Below are 18,900 nucleotides of genomic sequence, written 5' to 3'. Positions count from 1 at the left end.
GCGGTGCCCTCAAACCTCCTGCAACCGGTAACCGACCCCGGTTTCCGTCAGGATATAACGCGGCTGATCCGGGATTTTTTCGATCTTCTGGCGCAGCTGGCGCACATAGACCCTGAGATATTGCACGTCGGTCAGCTCGTCCCAGACATGTTCCAGCAGGAAACGGTGTGTCAGCACCTTGCCGGCATGCTGCACCAGAACCCGCAGAATATCGTATTCCTTCGGCGAGAGCTTCACCTCGCGATCCTCCACCTTCACGATGCGCCGGACAAGATCGACCGAGAGATCGCCGGTCTGGAAGACTGGCTTCTCGCCCTGTGTTTGCAGGCGATGGCGCAGCGCCACACGGATGCGGGCGACAAGTTCGTTCATGCCGAACGGCTTGCTGATATAATCATCCGCCCCCAGTTCCAGCGCCCTGACGATACCTGCCTCATCCGTGCGGCTGGAGAGGATGATGACCGGCAACGCCAGACCTTCGCTGCGCCACTTCTCCAGAAGATCATGTCCCGATAAATCCGGGAGCCCGAGATCAAGCACCACAAGATCCGGCTTGTCTTCCCGGACCAGCTCCATCGCCACCTTCGCATTCATCGCCTCGCTCACCGCATATCCCTGGGTCGACAGGCCCACCCGCAGGAGCTTGCGGATCGGCGGCTCGTCATCGACGATCAGAATACGAACGGCGGAATTGGTCATTCCCGATCTCCTTCAGCGGCACGGCGCAATGCGTAACCCTCTCTCGCCGGCAATAGCGCCTTAATCATGATCCAGCACCGGGGTATCGACGGCGACGGGCAGGCCTATGGTAAATTGCGCTCCGCCGCGATCCGATCTGTTTTCCGCGCGGATCGAGCCCCCCATCGCCTCGATGAACCCCTTGCAGATGGACAGGCCGAGCCCCGTTCCCGCCTGCACATGATCAACCTTGCGCACCCGGTAAAAACTGTCGAAGACCCGCTCGAGATCATCGGGCGGAATGCCCGGCCCCTCATCGGCGACCGACAGGAAGATATTTTTTCCCTGCCGCCAGCCACGTATCGCAATGGTCGTGTGTTCGGGAGCGTATTTGGCCGCATTGTCGATCAGGTTGAACAGCACCTGTTCGAAAAGCACGGGGTCAACCTTCAGCATCGGCAGGTCGGAGGGGATATCGAGAACGACCTCATGGCGGACAACGATCTTCGCCGCGCGCGACAGCGCCGTTCCGACCATGTCGCCGAGGAAATGCAGCCCGTAATTCGGCTCCATCGCGCCCGACCCGATCCTTGTCATATCGAGAAGATTGGAGATGAAACGGTTCAGCCGTTCGGATTCCTCCACGATCGTCGACAGCAGTTCGGCGCGCGCATCAGGCGGAATGTCATCGGCGAAATCCTTGAGCGTTCCGGCCGAGCCCAGAATAGCGGCAAGCGGGGTTTTAAGATCGTGGGAAATGGAGGTCAGAAGTGCCGTGCGCAGGCGGTCGGTTTCAGCCGCCAGCTTTGCCCGGTCCACATCGGAGGCAAGCTGGATACGTTCGACCGCCAGCGCGGCCTGGTCGGCCAGCGCATCAAAAAGCCGCTGCTGTTCCGGCGTCAAAAGCGGTCCGCTTCGGTCGTCATCCAGGCCCACCACACCCACCGCACCACTGCCGGTGCGAAGCGGGAGATAAAGCCTTTTGGCACCCGGCAGAGTATCCGCGCCACGACCTGCCGCCTTGTTATGTTCCCATGCCCATTGTGCGGCGGCGATATCGGCATCCACCAATGTGTCGTCGGGCGGATAACCCGCCTTGACGGCAATGGCGCCGTTTTCCGGCATGAGCAGGACGACCCTCACCTTCAGCATTGACGCCATCTGATATGCAGCTGCCCATAACACATCATCGAGCGTACCCGTGCCAGCCAGCTTTTTCGAAAACAGATAGAGGTCTTCGGTCGTGCGTGCCCTCGAGCGTGCAGAGGCCGCCTGCCGCTGCACCGCGACAGTGAGATTCGAAGCAACCAGCGCCACGCCGAAATAGAACAGCAGGGCGACAAGGCTGTCCGGAGAACTGACCGTCAGCGTATAACGCGGCTCCAGAAAGAAAAAATTGAACGCAAGGGCGCCGAGCAAGGAGGCATAAAGCGCCGGTCCGAGCCCCCCGCGCACGGCGGCAGCCAGAACGGCCATCAGGAAGACGAGCGCAAGATTTTGAACGTCGAGCGTCTGATCGAGTACGATGCCAACGATGATCGCCAACCCGACGAACAAAGTGCTGTTGAGATAGGACCGGAAGGACTGTGGGGACCGTGCCGGTGCGAGCTTCACAGCCTGACCCGGCTTTTCCTCGTTCTTGTCGCCCGAAATGACGTGCACGCTGATATCGCCGGCGTGATCGATCAGATCATGGGTCAGCGAGCGCTGAAAAATCCGCTGCCACCAGGATTTTCGTGGGCGGCCGATGATGATGTGGGTGAAATTATTGGCATTGGCGTAAGCGATGATTTCGCGTGTGAGATCAAGCGCCGGCAGGGTTACCGTTTCGCCGCCAAGCTGCTGGGCGAGCCGCAAGGTGCCCGCCAGCCGGTCCTTCTCCACCTCCGACAATTGCTGCGAACGCGGCGTGTCGAGATGCAAAGCGGTCCAAGGGGCGCGCAGTCGGTCCGCCTGCCTTCGGGCATAACGCACGAGACCCGGCCCGTTGCGGCCATGGTCGAGGCAGACCAGAACCCGGTCCCCCGCCGCCCACGGGCCGGAAATGGCATGGGACTGCATGTGGTTGAGCAATTGCTCGTCCACCCGCTGCGCCGTGCGTCGCAGCGCGAGTTCGCGCAGTGCCGTCAGGTTGCCCCGGGAGAAATAATTCTCGATGGCACGCCGGGCGGTACGCGGCAGGTAGACCTTGCCGTCCTGTAGCCGCTTGATCAGGTCGTCGGGGGTGATATCGATGATTTCGACATCGTCGGCCCGGTCGATGATGCTGTCAGGGACCGTTTCACGCACGCGGATGCGAGTGATTTGCGCCACCACATCGTTCAGGCTTTCGACGTGCTGGATGTTGAGGGTCGTATAGACATCGATCCCCTGCGCGAGGATTTCCTGAACATCCATATAGCGCTTGGGGTGGCGGCTGCCGGCGGCATTGGTGTGGGCAAGTTCATCGACCAGGACCAGAGCGGGGCGACGGGCGAGGATGGCGTCGATATCCATCTCCTCCAGTACCTGACCGCGATAATCGATGCGCTTGCGCGGGATCACGCTCAACCCTTCGACCAGCGCCTCGGTTTCCCGGCGGCCGTGGGTTTCCACGACACCGATAACGGTATCGACACCATCCGCGAGCTTCGCCCGGCCGGACATCAGCATCTCATAGGTCTTGCCGACGCCGGGTGCGGCGCCTAAAAAAATCTTCAGCCGGCCTCTTGCCTCGCGCCGGGCATTTTCCAGCAGCGCATCGGGCGACGGTCGGCTTGGCATATCGCTGATATCGTCAGGCATTTAACCACCAGTGGTCGAGGCTATGGCTTCCGAAGAAGCCATAGCCATTTCAGTTTATGAGCCGGCTGCGTCAAGTGCCATATTGAGTGCCAACACATTTACAACGGGCTCACCCATGAAGCCGAGTTCCGGCGCTTCGACATGACGCTCGACGAGGGCGCGCAGTGCGGTTTCATCCATGCCCCTTGCCTTGGCAACGCGCGGCACCTGGAAGTAGGCAGCCTCGGGCGAGACATGCGGATCAAGGCCGCTGCCCGATGCCGTCACCAGATCGGCCGGAACTTCCGCCGCCGGGTTTTCGGCCTTTGCGGCCTCATAATCCGTCTTCACGCGGTCGATGAGCTTGGCGCTCGTCGGGCCGAGATTGGATCCGGACGAGGAGGCGGCGTTATATCCGTCGCCAGCGGCGGAGGGGCGCCCGTGAAAATAGGTCTCGCCGGTGAAGGCCTGACCGATCAATTGCGAGCCGACGATCTTGCCGTCCTTTTCGATCATGCTGCCATTGGCCTGAATAGGAAACAGCGCCTGCGCGAGACCCGTCATGCCCAGCGGATAGGCAAGGCCGGTAATGGCCGTGGTGGCGAGGATCAGCACCAGTGCGGGACGAAGCTGTCTAAACATTGTCTTTACTCCTCAGGCGAGACCGAGCGCCGTGACGGCGAGGTCGATGAGCTTGATGCCGATGAAGGGAACGATGATGCCGCCGAGGCCATAAATGACCAGATTGCGCGACAGAAGCGCGCCGGCGCCGATCGGACGGTATTTGACGCCCTTCAGCGACAGCGGGATGAGCGCGATGATGATGAGTGCGTTGAAGATGATCGCCGACAAAATGGCGCTCTGCGGTGTCGAAAGCCCCATCACATTGAGGACGCCAAGCTGCGGATAGAGCGCCAGGAACATCGCCGGGATGATGGCGAAATATTTGGCGATATCGTTGGCGATGGAGAAGGTCGTCAGCGCACCACGGGTCATCAGCAATTGTTTGCCGATTTCGACGATCTCGATGAGCTTGGTCGGATCGCTGTCGAGATCGACCATGTTGCCGGCTTCGCGCGCCGCGACCGTGCCGGTGTTCATGGCGACCCCGACATCGGCCTGCGCCAGCGCCGGCGCGTCATTGGTGCCGTCGCCGCACATGGCGACAAGCTTGCCCTTGGCCTGCTCCTCGCGGATGAGCTCCAGCTTGTTTTCCGGCGTCGCCTGGGCGAGGAAATCATCCACACCTGCTTCCGCTGCGATGGCGGCGGCGGTCATCGGATTGTCGCCGGTGATCATCACGGTGCGGATGCCCATGCGGCGAAGCTCGGCGAAACGTTCGCGAATACCGCCCTTGACGATATCCTTCAGTTGCACCACGCCAAGCAGCTTGCCATCGCGCACCACCGCAAGCGGTGTGCCGCCGGCCTTGGCGATGTCTTCCGCTATTGCGCGGATAGCCCGTGTGGCATCCGTTTCGGTCTTGAGGGCAAGCGCCTGATTGCCGTGCTGCAGAGCGCCGCCATCGACATAGGTGAGAACCGCATCAACCGCGCCCTTGCGGATGGAGGCGCCTTCGAAATCGACGCCGCTCATGCGCGTCTGGGCTGTGAAGGGCACGAAAGTGGCGTGCAGCTTCTGCATATCCCGGGCACGGATGCCGTATTTTTCCTTGGCCAAAACCACGATGGAGCGGCCTTCCGGGGTTTCGTCGGCGAGCGAGGCGAGTTGGGCGGCATCGGCAAGTTCCTGCTCGGAAACGCCGGGAATGGGGCGGAACTCGGTCGCCTGCCGGTTGCCAAGCGTGATCGTGCCGGTCTTGTCGAGCAGCAGCGTATCGACATCACCCGCCGCCTCGACGGCGCGGCCGGACATGGCGAGCACGTTGAAACGCACCAGACGGTCCATGCCGGCAATGCCGATGGCGGACAGAAGCGCGCCGATGGTGGTCGGGATAAGCGTGACGAACAGCGCCACCAGCACGATGATCGGGATAGAACCGCCGGCATAGGCCGCGAAACTTGGAATGGTCGCTGTGGCGAGAACGAAGATCAGCGTCATGCCCGCAAGCAGAATGTTGAGTGCGATCTCGTTCGGCGTCTTCTGGCGCTCGGCACCTTCAACGAGTGAAATCATCCGGTCGAGGAAGGTGGAGCCGGCAGCGGCGGTGATGCGAACCCTTATCCAGTCCGACAGCACCTGCGTGCCGCCGGTAACCGCTGAGCGGTCGCCGCCGGATTCGCGGATGACGGGGGCGGATTCACCCGTGATCGCCGCCTCGTTGACGGAGGCGACACCCTCGATGACTTCACCGTCGGAGGGGATGATATCGCCTGCCTCGACAAGAACGACATCGTTCACCTTCAGGCTGTCGCCCGCAACCATTTTATACTGGCTGCGATCATCGCCGTTCAGAAGTTTCGCCTGGGTTTCCGTGCGGGTCTTGCGTAGCGAATCCGCCTGCGCCTTGCCGCGCCCTTCGGCGACGGCTTCGGCGAAATTGGCAAACAGCACGGTGAACCAGAGCCAGAGATTGATCTGGAAGGAAAAGGCGAGATTGGTGCCGCCAGTGATGAGATCGCGGATGAACAGCACCGTTGTCAGCACCGACACCGTCGCCACCACGAACATGACCGGGTTGCGCGCAAGCGTGCGCGGGTTGAGCTTTTTGAATGCGTCGGCAATGGCCGGCACGAGAATGCGAGAATCAAGGATGCTCGCTTGTTTGGACTGGCTCATGAAGAGGCTCCAGCGTTTGAAACAGGGCGACCGAGGAGGTCGATCAGCCCGTGATAACTTCGAGAGCGACAACGGCGGCGAACAGAGCCGCCATCATCGCAAGAATGAGATTGGAGGCGCACCAGCCGCCGGGCGTGGCGCTCCCTTTAACGGGAGCGCCTTTGCGGGCGGGAACGATGCGGTTACGTCCAGATACGTCGTCATTCATGGCATCACCTCAGAAGAGCTGGCCTGCCGCCATGGCCAGGTGTTCGGCAACGGGGCCGAGCGCGAGTGCAGGCAGGAAGGTGAGACCGCCGACAATCAGGATCGTGCCGACAAGCAGGCCGACGAATAGCGGACCATCCGTCGGGAAGGTGCCTGCCGAGGCGGGAACGGTTTTCTTGGTGACCAGCGAGCCGGCGATGGCGAGCGCCGGGATGATGACCAGAAAACGCCCCATCAGCATGCCGAAACCCAGGGTTATGTTGTACCAGGTGGTATTGCCGGTCAGACCGCCGAATGCCGAGCCGTTATTGGCGGCTGCCGAGGTATAGGCATAGAGGATTTCGGAGAAGCCGTGCGGTCCGGCCGTGCCGATCGATGCCACCGCCGAGGGCAGCACCGTGGCCGTTGCCGTAAATGCCAGCATGGCGAGCGGCAGGCAGAGAATGGCCAGAACCGCCATCTTCATTTCCTTGGCCTCGATCTTCTTGCCGAGATATTCCGGCGTGCGGCCGACCATCAGACCCGCCACGAAAATGGCGATGACGATGAACAGAAGAATGCCGTAGAAACCCGCGCCGACACCGCCCACGATCACCTCACCCAGCTGCATGTTGATGAGCGGGACAAGACCACCGAGCGCCGTGAAGCTGCCGTGCATGGCGTTGACCGCGCCACAGGATGCGGCCGTGGTGATCACCGCAAAGAGCGACGAGAGCGCCACGCCGAAGCGGACCTCCTTGCCCTCCATGTTGCCACCAGCGAGACCAAAGCCGTGCATCAGCGGGTTTCCAGCCGCTTCCGCCCAATAGGTGGCGGCGACGCCGGCGATGAACAGCACACCCATGGCGGCAAGGATCGCCCAGCCCTGGCGCTGGTTACCGACCATGCGGCCGAAGACATTGGTGAAGGCTGCGCCGATCGCGAAGATCGACACCATCTGGATCATGTTGGAGATGGCGTCCGGGTTCTCGAAGGGATGCGCGGAATTGGTGTTGAAGAAACCGCCGCCATTGGTGCCGAGCATCTTGATCGCCAGCTGCGACGCCACGGGGCCGACGGCAATCGTCTGCTGCGCGCCTTCCAGCGTCTGCGCCGTGACATAGGGCCCAAGCGTCTGGGGCACGCCGATCCACACGTAAACGAGCGTCAGCAGGATACAGAGCGGCAGAAGCACGTAGAGGGTGGAGCGGACCATATCCACCCAGAAATTGCCGATGGCCTTGCCGGAGGCACGCGAGAAAGCGCGGATGAGGCCAATCGCGATCGCCATGCCCGTGGCGGCCGAAACGAAATTCTGCACGGTGAGACCGGACATCTGGGTCAAATAGGACAGGGTGCTTTCCCCGCCGTAATTCTGCCAGTTGGTATTGGTAACGAAGCTGACCGCCGTATTGAAGGACAATTCTGGCCCGACGGCCGGCATCGCCTGCGGATTATAGGGCAGCACGGCCTGAAAGCGCATCAGCGCATAAAGCAGGGCAAAACCGAGAAGGTTGAAGAGAAGCATGGAGAAGGCATAGGTCGTCCAGTGCTGCTCCTCGTGCTCGCTGGTGCCGGCAAGGGCGTAGAGACCCCGCTCGACGGGTGCGAGAACCGGCGACAGCAAGGTGCGTTCGCCACTAAAGACACGCGCCATATAGAAGCCGAGCGGCTTCACCAGCGCAAAAACGATCCCGCAGAAAAGCAGAATCTGAAACCATCCATTGAGGGTCATGGTATTTAACTTTCAATAGCCGCCGCTTCCCGATCAGAAGCGTTCGGGGCGAATGAGAGCGTAAGTGAGATAGGCGGCGACAAAGACGGTAACCGCACCGCTCAGGACATAATCGAATATCATCGCGGCCTCCTTCTAAAGCCGGTCGCAGGCGCGGGTATAGGCAAAGCAGAGAGCAAAAAATACCGTCGCTGCGCCAATCAGAATAACGTCCATCATCGATAGGACTCCTTTTTCCTCTGGGAGCCGGACAGGAAGAAAAGCGCCGTCATGTGGGACGTCGCTTTTCAATCTTTCTGGCTGAGAAGGGAACACCATCCCTTCCCGAACAGAAGAATGCACCCGAACCGCATAAAGGTTCGAGACGGCCACAGATGGAATAAAATAGGAATCCTATAGGAATTTTGATGCCCGCGAAGACAGGCACCGTTTCCGTGTCTTAATCCGCTTCTTATTGAGAGAGCGGCTCGCCAAAGGCGGATACGATGGTTTCGGCCGAGCTGTTACCGGCGAGCAGCGCCGCCAGCAGAATGCGGGCCTGCCCCGGCCGAAGCGTGGATGAATGCACGGCACCCACAGCGACGAGATCATGCCCACCGCCACCGCCGCCATAACTTGCAACCAGCAGGCCTTCCGGCACACGGCTGGAAACCACGACCGGAACGCGGCGCTCTGCGCAGCGCTTCACCGCTTCAGCGATGAGAGGATTGGCATTGCCGGAACCGAGTGCAGCAAGCACGATACCTTTTGCACCCGCTGCAAGGCTGGCATCGATATGGGTCGCGTCGCAGCCGGGATGAATGGCGACGATATCAACCCTGATGTCCGTGACGGGAGCGGCAAGTTTCGGCGCTACGGCCTGGACCTGCGGTCGCGCCGAACGGAAGGCATCCGCCGCATCCGCACTCAGCTTGTAAAGCCCCCAGGCCGGCAGACAGCGGCCACCGAAGGAAAGCAGCACACCCTTTTCTGCATTCCGCTGATCTAGCGCTCTTTCTATGGCCCGGGCCAGATTGGCCGGTCCGTCCGCTTGCCTGTGGTCCGCCGTAAATTGCGCGCCGGTGAAGATCACGGGCTTGGCAAGGGTGTGCTGCACATGGACCAGAAGCGAGGATTCTTCCATCGCATCCGTCCCATGCAGAACGACGATGCCCGCCACGGCGGGATCGTTGAGTTCGATGCCAACGGCATCGCTGATGCGCTGCATGTCGGCCAAGGTCAGGCTGGACGAATCCTTCGCCATCAGATCGACGGGCTTCAGCCGTGCATTGACCTGCGGAACCAGCGCCAGCAGGTCCTCGCCGGAAAGGCTGGGGGTGCTGGCGCCATCGGCGCCCCGCCGGCTGGCGATGGTGCCACCGGTGGCGATGACCGCCACCAGCGGGGCTGCACCCTGCCCACTCAATGCGACACTCCCGATCCTGCCCGTTCGGCGGCCAGTCGATAGATGCGGTCGCGTAGCAGATACCAGCCGATGACCAGAGCCGGGATGATGACGATCAGCGAGGCGATCGTCCATGAGCCGACGGGATAATCGAAGGCCATCAGCACCAGCACGCCGAACAGGAAGATGAGGGTGAGGATGCCGGTATAGGGCGCACCGAACATGCGGAAATCCGGACGCACGATCTCGCCGCGCTGCGACAGCTGCCAGAGCTTCAGCTGGCAGAGCACGATGACGGCCCATGCGCAGATGATGCCGAGCGCCGAAAGGTTGAGCGCGATCTCGAAGGCGGAGGATGGGACGACCGCGTTCAAGGCCACGCCGAGAACCGTGACGACGGCGGTGACCGCAATGCCGCCATAGGGCACACCGTTCTTGTTCATCTTCGCGAGCGCTGCCGGCGCCGAGCCGGAGACCGCCATGGAGTGGAGAATGCGACCAGTGGAATAAAGGCCGGCATTGAGCGAGGACAATACGGCGGTCAGAACCACGAGGTTCATGATCACGTCAGCACCCTCTACACCGATGGAGCCGAAGAAGGTGACGAAGGGGCTCTCGCCGGCCTTGTAGGCGGTGTAGGGCAGAAGCAGCGTGAAAAGTAGCACGGAGCCGACGTAAAAGACGACGAGGCGCAGAACCACGGCGCGGATGGCGCGCGGCATGACCTTGCGCGGGTCTTCGGTTTCACCCGCCGCCGTGCCGATCAGCTCGATCGAGGCATAAGCGAAGACGACACCTTGTATGATCACGAAGGCCGGTAGAATGCCGTTCGGGAAAAAGCCGCCATTGTCCGTAATCAGGCTGAAGCCGGTGACATGGCCTTCGATGGGTGTGCCGAAAATAACGAAATAGACGCCAACGACGAGGAAAATGGCGAGAGCCAGAACCTTGATCAGGCTGAACCAGAACTCCAGTTCGCCGAAGACCTTCACCGACAGCATGTTCATCGCCAGCACGACCAGAAGTGCCGTCATCGCGAATACCCACTGGTCGATACCGGCGAGCCACGGAACATATTGCTTGAAGAAATTCATATAGAGCGCGACGGCGGTCACGTCGGCCACCGAGGTCATGGCCCAGTTCAGCCAATACATCCAGCCGGCCGCAAAGGCCATTTTCTCACCGTAGAATTCACGGGCGTATGAGACGAAGGAACCGGAGCTCGGGCGATGCATGATCAGCTCGCCGAGCGCGCGCAGTACCAGAAACGCAAAGAAACCGCAGAGCGCATAAACGAAAACCAGCGCCGGGCCTGCCTGCGCGAGACGCCCACCGGCACCCAGAAAGAGCCCCGTGCCGATGGCGCCACCGATGGCGATCATCTGGATTTGGCGCGGCTTCAGGGCTTTATGATAACCGAGATCCTCTTCGACGAAGACCTCACGTTCGGCGGGTGCCGTTTTTCCAGAATGCATGGATTTATCCTCCCGATAAAACGCTTGTAATCGGCAATAAGCCGGAAATCAAAGTGGAACTGGCGTCGTCCCCAAGGCTGGAAATATGGCCAGCGAATACATGCGTGCTGTAAAGCTGCATGACAGATTTTCGCCCTCATAATGGCAGATAATGCCGTTCGTCAAGGGTATTCGATATGATTGACCTTCTCCTCCACCAAGATTAAGGTCGAAAAATCTGTAAGACAGCTTTACAGATATTACAACACTTAAAAGCCAGTGGAGGAAAAAGTGAGTGTGACGCGCAGGGAGCATGATTTGCTCGGAACGAAGGAAATTCCGGCTGATGTCTATTGGGGCGTGCACACGGCGCGCGCCGTGGAAAACTTCAAGATCACCGGGGTAACCATCGGCCACAACCCTTATCTCGTCAGGGGACTGGCCTATGTGAAGGAGGCGGCCGCACGCGCAAATCACGAACTCGGCCTGCTCGACAAGGAGCGCATGGAAGCGATCGCGGAAGCCTGCCGCGAAATCCGCGCCGGCGCGCTGCACGAGCAATTCGTTGTCGATGAAATCCAGGGCGGAGCCGGCACCTCCACGAACATGAATGCCAATGAGGTGATCGCCAACCGCGCGCTTGAATTGCTGGGTCACAAAAAGGGCGATTATGCCCGTCTTCACCCGAATGACCATGTCAATCTCAGCCAATCAACCAACGACGCCTATCCGACTGCGATCAATGTCGGGCTGATCGAGGCGATCGACGATCTGGCGGTCTCCATGGGCGTGCTGAAAGACGCCTTCGACCGCAAGGCGCTGGAATTTGCCGGCTTCATCAAGATCGGCCGCACGCAGTTGCAGGATGCCGTGCCGATGACGCTCGGCCAAGAATTCCGCACTTTTGTGGTGATGCTCGGCGAAGATCAGGCCCGCCTGATCGAGTCCGCCGCATTGCTGCACGAGATCAATCTCGGCGCCACCGCCATCGGCACCGGGCTCAATGCGCCGCGCGGTTATGCCGAGCTTGCCTGCCAGCATCTGGCTGCGCTGACCGGACGGCCACTCGTCACGGCAGCAGACCTGATCGAAGCCACACAGGATCCCGGCGCCTTCGTGCACCTTTCCGGCGTGCTGAAGCGCGTTGCCGTCAAGCTGTCCAAGACTTGCAATGACCTTCGCCTGCTCTCCTCCGGTCCGCGCGCCGGCATCGGCGAGATCACCCTGCCCTCCGTTCAGGCGGGTTCCAGCATCATGCCGGGCAAGATCAACCCGGTCATTCCCGAAGTGGTCAACCAGGTCGCCTATGCGGTGATCGGCAACGACATCACCATAACCATGGCGGCCGAAGCCGGGCAGCTGCAGTTGAACGCCTTCGAGCCCATCATCGTGCGGGCATTGTCGCAGAGCATCAGCCAGCTCAGCGCCGCCTGCCGCACATTGGCGGAACGCTGCGTTGAGGGCATCGTCGCAAACCCCGGCATCATGGCGCAGCGCGTGGAAGAATCGATCGGTCTCGCCACCGCGCTCAATCCGCTGATCGGTTATTACGCCGCGACGGAAGTGGCGAAGGAAGCGCTTGCCAGCGGCCGCACCGTGCCGCAGGTGGTTCTGGAACGGGGTTATCTGACGGAAGCGCAATTGCAGCAGGCGCTGAGCCCGCGTCATCTTGCCAACCTGCCCGCCCTTACAGCTACGGCTGGCGAAGCCGATCTTCGCCGATGATCGTCGTCACTACCTGCTTCACCTGGCCGAGGTGAAGCTCCATCGCCTCACGCGCCTCGGGTGCTGAATTCCGCCGGATCGCCTCGACGATCCGGCGGTGCTCGAAATTCGAGGCGACACGGCGGCCCGCCATCAGATTGACCATCTCCGACTGCTGGGAAAGCGCCTCGCGGGCATCGGCCACCACCTTGGCGAATAGTCCGTTGGCCGAAGCTTCCGCGATAGCGCAGTGAAATTGCCCGTCGAGCAACACCCAGGGATGCGGCCTCTCTTCGGCGTCCATCCGGTCGCAGAGGTGCAGCAGGGCGGCCAGTTGTGCATCCGTGCGCCTCACTGCCGCCCAGCCGGCGGCCGGCACCTCGATAAAGGGCCGGGCCTCGATCAGATCGCGGGCGGAATAGGCGCCATAACTCAATTCGGAAGGCGGTGTCGGCGTCATCACATAGGTGCCGCTGCCGGTGCGTGTCTGCGTCAGGCCCAGGGTCTGAAGCGAGCGCAACGCCTCGCGGATGATCGGACGGCTGACACCATATCGCACTGCCAGATTGGACTCGGCAGGCAATCGGGTACCGACCGCAAGCTGACCTGAGGTGATGGCGGAACGGATATCATCGAACACCGCTTCCGCGGCATTCTTGCGATTGATCGGCTGTGCCTCCGTTAGCCAATCCGACAACTCGCCCATCTTCAAACCCTCCGGCACCCCAATGTGATCCGCAATATCGGCGACATACGGATTTGATAAACAAGATCATGCGGCTGTCCGAAAACGAAAGGACGGCCGCCGCTCTCGCAGCTAAGCCGACTTTCCTAACATTATCCTGCCCATGGGAACAACGACGGCGGATATTTTTATGGGAGTGAGGACATGACGCCCTCACACTGTTTCCGATATCAGGCCGTGACGTCGTGTCCTTCCGGCTTGTCGTCCTCACGCGGAATACGGAACCATGCGACATAGAGCGCCGGCAGGAAAAGCAGCGTCAGCGCCGTGCCCACCACAATACCGCCCATCATGGCATAAGCCATCGGCCCCCAGAAAATTTCCCGGGAGATGGGAATGAGGGCAAGTGTGGCTGCCGCTGCCGTCAGCATGATCGGCCGCATGCGGTGCTCGGTCGCCTCGATGACGGCATGCCAGGCCGAGACGCCTTCGCTTCTCAGATGCTCGATCTGGACCACGAGGATGACCGAGTTGCGGATGAGAATACCGATCAACGCCAGCACGCCGAGAATGGCGACGAACCCCATCGGCGCATTGGAGAAGAGCAGCGCCACCACCACGCCGATCAAGGCCGTTGGCGCCACGGCGAAGACCAGGAACAACCGGCTGAAACTTTGCAGCTGAACCATGAGGATCGTTGCCATTGCAAATAGCATCAGGGGCACTACCGCAACGATCGGCGCTTGTGAATCCGCGCTGGATTCAACCGAGCCACCCGTTTCCAGCTTGTAACCCACGGGAAGCATCTTCTCGAAAGCCTCGAGTTTCGGCTTCAGCTGTTCCACAATCGTCGCAGGCTGGGTCGGGCCAATAATGGCGGCCTTGACGGTGACCGTCGGGATTCGGTCGCGACGCCAGATGGTCGGCTGTTCCAGCTCGTAGCGGAAATTGGCAATTGCCGAGAGCGGCACGGCCTTGCCGTTGGTCGCCGGCAATTGCAGGTTCTGCAGGGTCTCGATGGAACCGCGCTCCCCCAGCTGCGCCCGCGCCACCACATTGACGAGATAGATGTCATCCCGAACCTGGGTAACGGTGGAGCCCTCGACAATGCTGTTCATGGCATTGGCGATATCTTCCGAGGAAACGCCGAGCTGGCGGGCCTTGTCCTGGAGAACATCGACCTTGACCACACGCGTCGGCTCGTTCCAGTCCATGACCAGATTGGACAGCAGCCGGTGTTCGCCGACAATGCCCGACAATTGCTGCCCGAGCTCACGGACTTTCTGGATGTCGGGGCCGCTCAGGCGATATTGCACCGGTTTGCCGACCGGTGGGCCGATATCGAGCAATTTCACGAAGGCGTCGGTACCGATGAATGTGCGGTCCAGGTAATCCTGCAACTCGGTACGCACCTTGTCACGCACATCCAGCCCCTTGGTGACGATAACCGTCTGGCCAAAGGTCACGTCAGGCGTCTGCACGTCGAAGGACAGGATGAAACGCGGCGCGCCTTCACCGACATAGGTCGTCCAGTGATCGATATCCGCATTTTTCGCCAGCATTTCCTGTTCGAACTGTGCCATCTGCCGGTTGGTTTCGGCAATCGAGCTGTTCTGCGGCAGGTTCCAGTCGACGATAAGTTCCACGCGGTCGGATGACGGGAAGAACTGCTGCTGCACCAGGCTCATGCCGCTGATGGACAGGGCAAACAACGCGACCGTGGCGACAATCGTCACCCAGCGCCAGCGCAGCGCCCGGCCGAGAAGCCAGGAAAAGGCAGAGGCAAATCGCCCCTTCTTTTCATGATGAGACTTCATCGTCTTCGGCAGGATCGTCACCCCGAGCAATGGCGTGAACAAAACCGCGACGATCCATGACACGATTAGCGAAACGGCGATCACCACAAAAAGCGTGAAGGTGAATTCGCCGGCCGCACTGTTGTTGAGGCCAACGGGTATGAAGCCGGCGACGGTGACCAGCGTGCCGGTCAGCATCGGAAAGGCGGTGGAGGTGTAGACATAGGTTGCCGCTTTCCTCAGGTCGTCTCCCACCTCGAGCCGCGCCACCATCATCTCAACCGCAATCATCGCATCGTCGACCAGAAGCCCAAGCGCGATGATGAGCGCACCCAGCGAGATGCGTTGCAGCGAAATGCCCGTATATTCCATGTAGACGAAGGTAATCGCCAGCACGAGCGGGATCGAGACTGCAACCACCATGCCGGCCCTGAGGCCAAGGCTGATGAAGCTGATGACGAGAACAATGGCGATGGCCTCGAAAAGCGCGGAGGTAAAGCCGGAAACAGCCTCATCGACGACGGCCGGCTGGTCGGATACCCGGTGCACATCGACGCCAACAGGCAAATCTGCCACGACGCGTTTCATCTGCGCATCCAGCGCCTCGCCGAAATGCAGGAGGTTCGCGCCGGTTTTCATGCCGATTGCAAGACCGATGGCCGGCTGGCCATTAAAACGGAACAGCGAGGAAGGCGGATCGACATAACCGCGCCGGATCGTCGCCACTTCCGTCAGCGGGAAGAAGCGGTTGTTGACGCGCAAATTGATGGACCGCAGACTGTCTTCCGAGGTGAACTGGCCGCTGACGCGCAGGGCCACGCGCTCCGGCCCGGCATTAACGAAACCGGATTGCGTGACGGCGTTCTGCGATTGCAGCGTCTTGATGATCGACTGCTGGTCGATGCCGAGCGCCGCGATCTGACGCGTGGAAAATTCCAGATAGATTGCCTCATCCTGCGCGCCGATGACATCGACCTTGCCAATATCGTCAACGGTCAGCACCTTCGCGCGGGCATCTTCCACCAGATCGCGCAATTGCCGCTGGCTGAGACCGTCGCTGGTGAAGGCATAGATATTGCCATAGACGTCGCCGAAGCGGTCGTTGAAGAAGGGGCCGACGACGCCAGAGGGAAACTCTCCCTTGATATCGCCGATCATGTTGCGCACCCGCACCCAGGTGGGTTCGACGTTGCGCGCCTTGGTTTCAGGCACCAGTTCCACGAAAATCGTGGTGCGGCCGGCCACCGTCTGGCTGCGCAGATGATCGAGATTGTCGAGTTCCTCGAGCTTCTTCTCGATCCTGTCGGTTACCTGACGAGCCACCTCCTCGGCGGAAGCGCCCGGCCATTGCGCGCTGATCACCATGGTCTTGATGGTGAAATTCGGATCTTCCTCGCGGCCGAGGTTGAGATAGGAAAAAACGCCGGCGAGAACGAAGACCAGCATGAAGTACCAGACGAGCGAACGGTGTTCGAGCGCCCAGTCGGAAAGATTGAATTTCTTCACTGACGGACCTCCTGATCGATCCTGATGGCTTGTCCATCCTTAAGCTTGTGCACACCGGCGCTGACAACGCGCTCGCCGGGCTTGACGCCGCCGGTAACGCGCACGCTGGCGCCCTCGGCGGGCTCGCCGTCTATCGTGACCGGGCGGTAGGTCACCGTTGCCGTATCGGCATTAACAATCCAGACGCCCCAGCCAGTATCGGTTTTCAACAGTGCGGAGGCGGGAAGCGTGATCTGCGGTTCGGAGGCGGCAAGCGCCAGAGCCGTGACAACGGAGCCGAGCCGGAATGCCTGTGGCGCATCCTGCAGACTGATCTTCGTGCGGCGAGTTCGCGTTGCCGTTTCGGCTTCCGGAGCGATCTCGCGCACCACGCCAGTCATGTGGATTTTCGGATCTAGCTGAAGGGCAATCTCGAAGGTCGAGCCGATTTCCAGCCGCTGCGCCGCAAATTGCGGAACATCCACCACCACATCGCGCACTTCCGGGCGGGCGATGGTCACCACCGTCTGGCCGGCGGAAACGACCTGGCCGATTTCGCCCGAGGTGGCGGTCACCACACCGTCAAATTCCGCTCGAAGCTGCGCATAACCCAGCTGCTCCTCAGCCTTGTCAAGATTGGCGCGGGCCTTGGCGACGGAGGCATCGGCCGTGCGCATGGCCTGTTCCGCCTCTTCCAGTGCCGCTTCCGTGCCGCTGCGGGCTTCGGCCAGCACACGCTGGCGCTGTTCCGTCGTCACCGCATTGGCGAGCTGCGCCTCGGCGTTGGAAAGTTCGGACTGCGCGCTTTTCACCGACAGTTCCAGCGCCAGCGGATCAATCGAGGCCACCACGTCGCCCTTCTTGACAAGATCGGCCACATCGACATTACGGGCGATGATGCGGCCGAGAACGCGAAAACCAAGATCGGTCTTAATGCGCGATTCCACCGTGCCCGTCAGCCGTAATGCATCGGCCGACTTTTCTTCCACGACAACGGAAAGCACCGGGCGTCGTGCTTCAGCCGCCGCCTCCTGCTTTTCCTGGCAGGACGAAAGCGCGATGGCGGGGAGCAATAAAAACAAGCTTCTGTTTATCCTGAACATTATTGTGCCTGCCCCTTTTCATAGGCGACCTTTTCGCCGGTGCGGAGAAATTTGGTCCCGACGGTGACGACGAGATCACCCGGATTGAGCCCCTCCGTGACGACGAATTGACCGGTCTCGTAATCGGCGACCTGAACCGGGCGCATGGCGACTTCCGACGATCGCGGATCGACCAGCCAGACAGCGGGGGCGCCATCCTGCGAGGTCATCGCGGACCACGGAAGCTCGAAAGCATCAATCTGCCTGAAGCGGAAATGGCCGGAGACGGGCGCGCCGAGCGGCATGGTCATGTCGCCGTTCAGACCGACCTTGACCCGTATCGTTCCATTATCCGGATCGATCGTCGGCGATATCTCGCGCACGGGCGCCGCAACGATTTGGGCAGGGTCCGACAGAAGGCTGACATTGACGAGATTGTCGATATCGCGCTCGAGGAAGAGGGATTCGTAGACATCGAAGACCGCATCGCGCGGCCCGTCATGCGCCAGCGTGAAAACAAGCTGGGCGGCCTGCGCCACCTGGCCAACCTCGACATTGCGCGCCGTGATAACGCCATCCGCATCGGCCCTGAGCTCGGTATAGGACAGCGCATCCCGCGCAGTATCGAGTTGGGCCTGCGCCGATCGCACCGCCCCTTGCGTGGTAAGCAGGGTTTCCTGAGCCTTGTCGACCGCCGAGCGCGAAGTCACCTGCGTCTTGAACAGGTTCTGCTGACGGTCAAACGTCAGCTGTGCCTGCGTCTGCTGCGCTTCCGCCGATTGCAAGTTTGCCAAGGCGACATCAATGTCGGCCTTCTGCTCTTCGGGATCGATACGGGCGAGCAATTGTCCGGTCTTCACCCGGGCACCCACGTCCACCAGCCGTTCGACGATCTTGCCGCTGACCCGGAATGACAGATCCGTCTGGACCCTTGCGCGCACTTCGCCGGTTATGAGGCTGCCGCGATCGACGGGCTTTTTCTCGGCCGCCACCACATCGACTGTGCGCAGCGGCTTTTCGGCAGGCGGTTCTTCACTACTGCAGGATGCCAGGGCGAAAATGCCGCCAAGCGCCGCCGCGATAAGGATGGTTTTCATAGTGACCTCTTGATCTTCGCCTCATCCTATAATATTTGACTAACCGAATAGTCAATGAAATTTTCATGCCGCTGATCGGGGATTTGTCCGGGGTATCGGGCCAGCTCCCCCA

14 protein-coding genes are annotated in these 18,900 nt (G+C 60.8%); 1 reads left to right on the top strand and 13 read right to left on the bottom strand.

The features are described 5' to 3' along the window. Positions 1 to 9: 9 nt before the first annotated feature. The 9 genes from NYR50_RS20080 to NYR50_RS20040 all read right to left on the bottom strand — a co-directional run bounded on the left by NYR50_RS20080 (position 10) and on the right by NYR50_RS20040 (position 10,960). Complete coding sequence (locus tag NYR50_RS20080) at positions 10 to 699, bottom strand: response regulator transcription factor (protein ID WP_174010307.1); 690 nt, start codon at positions 697 to 699, stop codon at positions 10 to 12. A 60-nt stretch (positions 700 to 759) separates the two neighbouring features. Beyond that, a complete protein-coding gene (locus NYR50_RS20075; protein WP_174010309.1) occupies positions 760 to 3,462 on the bottom strand; it encodes a sensor histidine kinase in 2,703 nt (900 codons plus the stop codon). 54 nt (positions 3,463 to 3,516) lie between these two features. Beyond that, positions 3,517 to 4,083 (bottom strand): potassium-transporting ATPase subunit KdpC, encoded by a 567-nt coding sequence (gene kdpC / locus NYR50_RS20070; protein WP_174010312.1) that lies wholly within the window; start codon positions 4,081 to 4,083, stop codon positions 3,517 to 3,519. Between the two features lie 12 nt (positions 4,084 to 4,095). Further along, the gene (kdpB, locus tag NYR50_RS20065) at positions 4,096 to 6,180 is read right to left on the bottom strand and encodes a potassium-transporting ATPase subunit KdpB (protein WP_174010314.1); all 2,085 of its coding nucleotides are present in this window, start codon (positions 6,178 to 6,180) and stop codon (positions 4,096 to 4,098) included. Positions 6,181 to 6,223: 43 nt separating this feature from the next. Beyond that, positions 6,224 to 6,388, bottom strand: a complete 165-nt coding sequence (locus NYR50_RS20060; RefSeq protein WP_174010316.1) for a hypothetical protein — start codon at positions 6,386 to 6,388, stop codon at positions 6,224 to 6,226. Between the two features lie 9 nt (positions 6,389 to 6,397). Further along, positions 6,398 to 8,101 (bottom strand): potassium-transporting ATPase subunit KdpA, encoded by a 1,704-nt coding sequence (gene kdpA, locus NYR50_RS20055; protein WP_174010318.1) that lies wholly within the window; start codon positions 8,099 to 8,101, stop codon positions 6,398 to 6,400. A 33-nt stretch (positions 8,102 to 8,134) separates the two neighbouring features. Further along, on the bottom strand, positions 8,135 to 8,224 hold the full coding sequence (gene kdpF / locus NYR50_RS20050) for a K(+)-transporting ATPase subunit F (protein ID WP_006313429.1): 90 nt from the start codon (positions 8,222 to 8,224) through the stop codon (positions 8,135 to 8,137). A gap of 328 nt (positions 8,225 to 8,552) precedes the next feature. Next, positions 8,553 to 9,506, bottom strand: coding sequence for an asparaginase (locus NYR50_RS20045; protein ID WP_174010320.1), 954 nt, complete (start codon positions 9,504 to 9,506; stop codon positions 8,553 to 8,555). Continuing rightward, on the bottom strand, positions 9,503 to 10,960 hold the full coding sequence (locus tag NYR50_RS20040; protein WP_174010322.1) for an amino acid permease: 1,458 nt from the start codon (positions 10,958 to 10,960) through the stop codon (positions 9,503 to 9,505). The genes NYR50_RS20045 and NYR50_RS20040 overlap by 4 nt, the downstream gene beginning before the upstream one ends. Positions 10,961 to 11,230: 270 nt before the next feature. Here NYR50_RS20040 and NYR50_RS20035 point away from each other — a divergent pair, with 270 nt between their 5' ends. Further along, complete coding sequence (locus tag NYR50_RS20035) at positions 11,231 to 12,664, top strand: aspartate ammonia-lyase (RefSeq protein ID WP_272447984.1); 1,434 nt, start codon at positions 11,231 to 11,233, stop codon at positions 12,662 to 12,664. On the opposite strand, the gene NYR50_RS20030 is transcribed toward NYR50_RS20035, so the two are convergent. From NYR50_RS20030 to NYR50_RS20015, 4 genes are all read right to left on the bottom strand, one after another. Further along, complete coding sequence (locus NYR50_RS20030) at positions 12,633 to 13,349, bottom strand: FadR/GntR family transcriptional regulator (protein ID WP_174010326.1); 717 nt, start codon at positions 13,347 to 13,349, stop codon at positions 12,633 to 12,635. The two genes, NYR50_RS20035 and NYR50_RS20030, sit on opposite strands and share 32 nt — an antisense overlap. 209 nt (positions 13,350 to 13,558) lie before the next feature. Next, on the bottom strand, positions 13,559 to 16,630 hold the full coding sequence (locus NYR50_RS20025; RefSeq protein ID WP_174010328.1) for an efflux RND transporter permease subunit: 3,072 nt from the start codon (positions 16,628 to 16,630) through the stop codon (positions 13,559 to 13,561). Next, positions 16,627 to 17,712 (bottom strand): efflux RND transporter periplasmic adaptor subunit, encoded by a 1,086-nt coding sequence (locus tag NYR50_RS20020; protein ID WP_174010330.1) that lies wholly within the window; start codon positions 17,710 to 17,712, stop codon positions 16,627 to 16,629. The genes NYR50_RS20025 and NYR50_RS20020 overlap by 4 nt, the downstream gene beginning before the upstream one ends. Next, positions 17,712 to 18,788, bottom strand: a complete 1,077-nt coding sequence (locus NYR50_RS20015; RefSeq protein WP_174010331.1) for an efflux RND transporter periplasmic adaptor subunit — start codon at positions 18,786 to 18,788, stop codon at positions 17,712 to 17,714. The genes NYR50_RS20020 and NYR50_RS20015 overlap by 1 nt, the downstream gene beginning before the upstream one ends. Positions 18,789 to 18,900 lie beyond the last annotated feature (112 nt).

Origin of the sequence: Agrobacterium sp. El2ro-1b, from assembly GCF_048298475.1 — a bacterium.
GTDB lineage: Bacteria > Pseudomonadota > Alphaproteobacteria > Rhizobiales > Rhizobiaceae > Agrobacterium > Agrobacterium fabrum.
The sequence above is the reverse complement of the archived record's forward strand: the minus strand, read 5'-3'. Positions and strand labels throughout refer to the sequence as shown.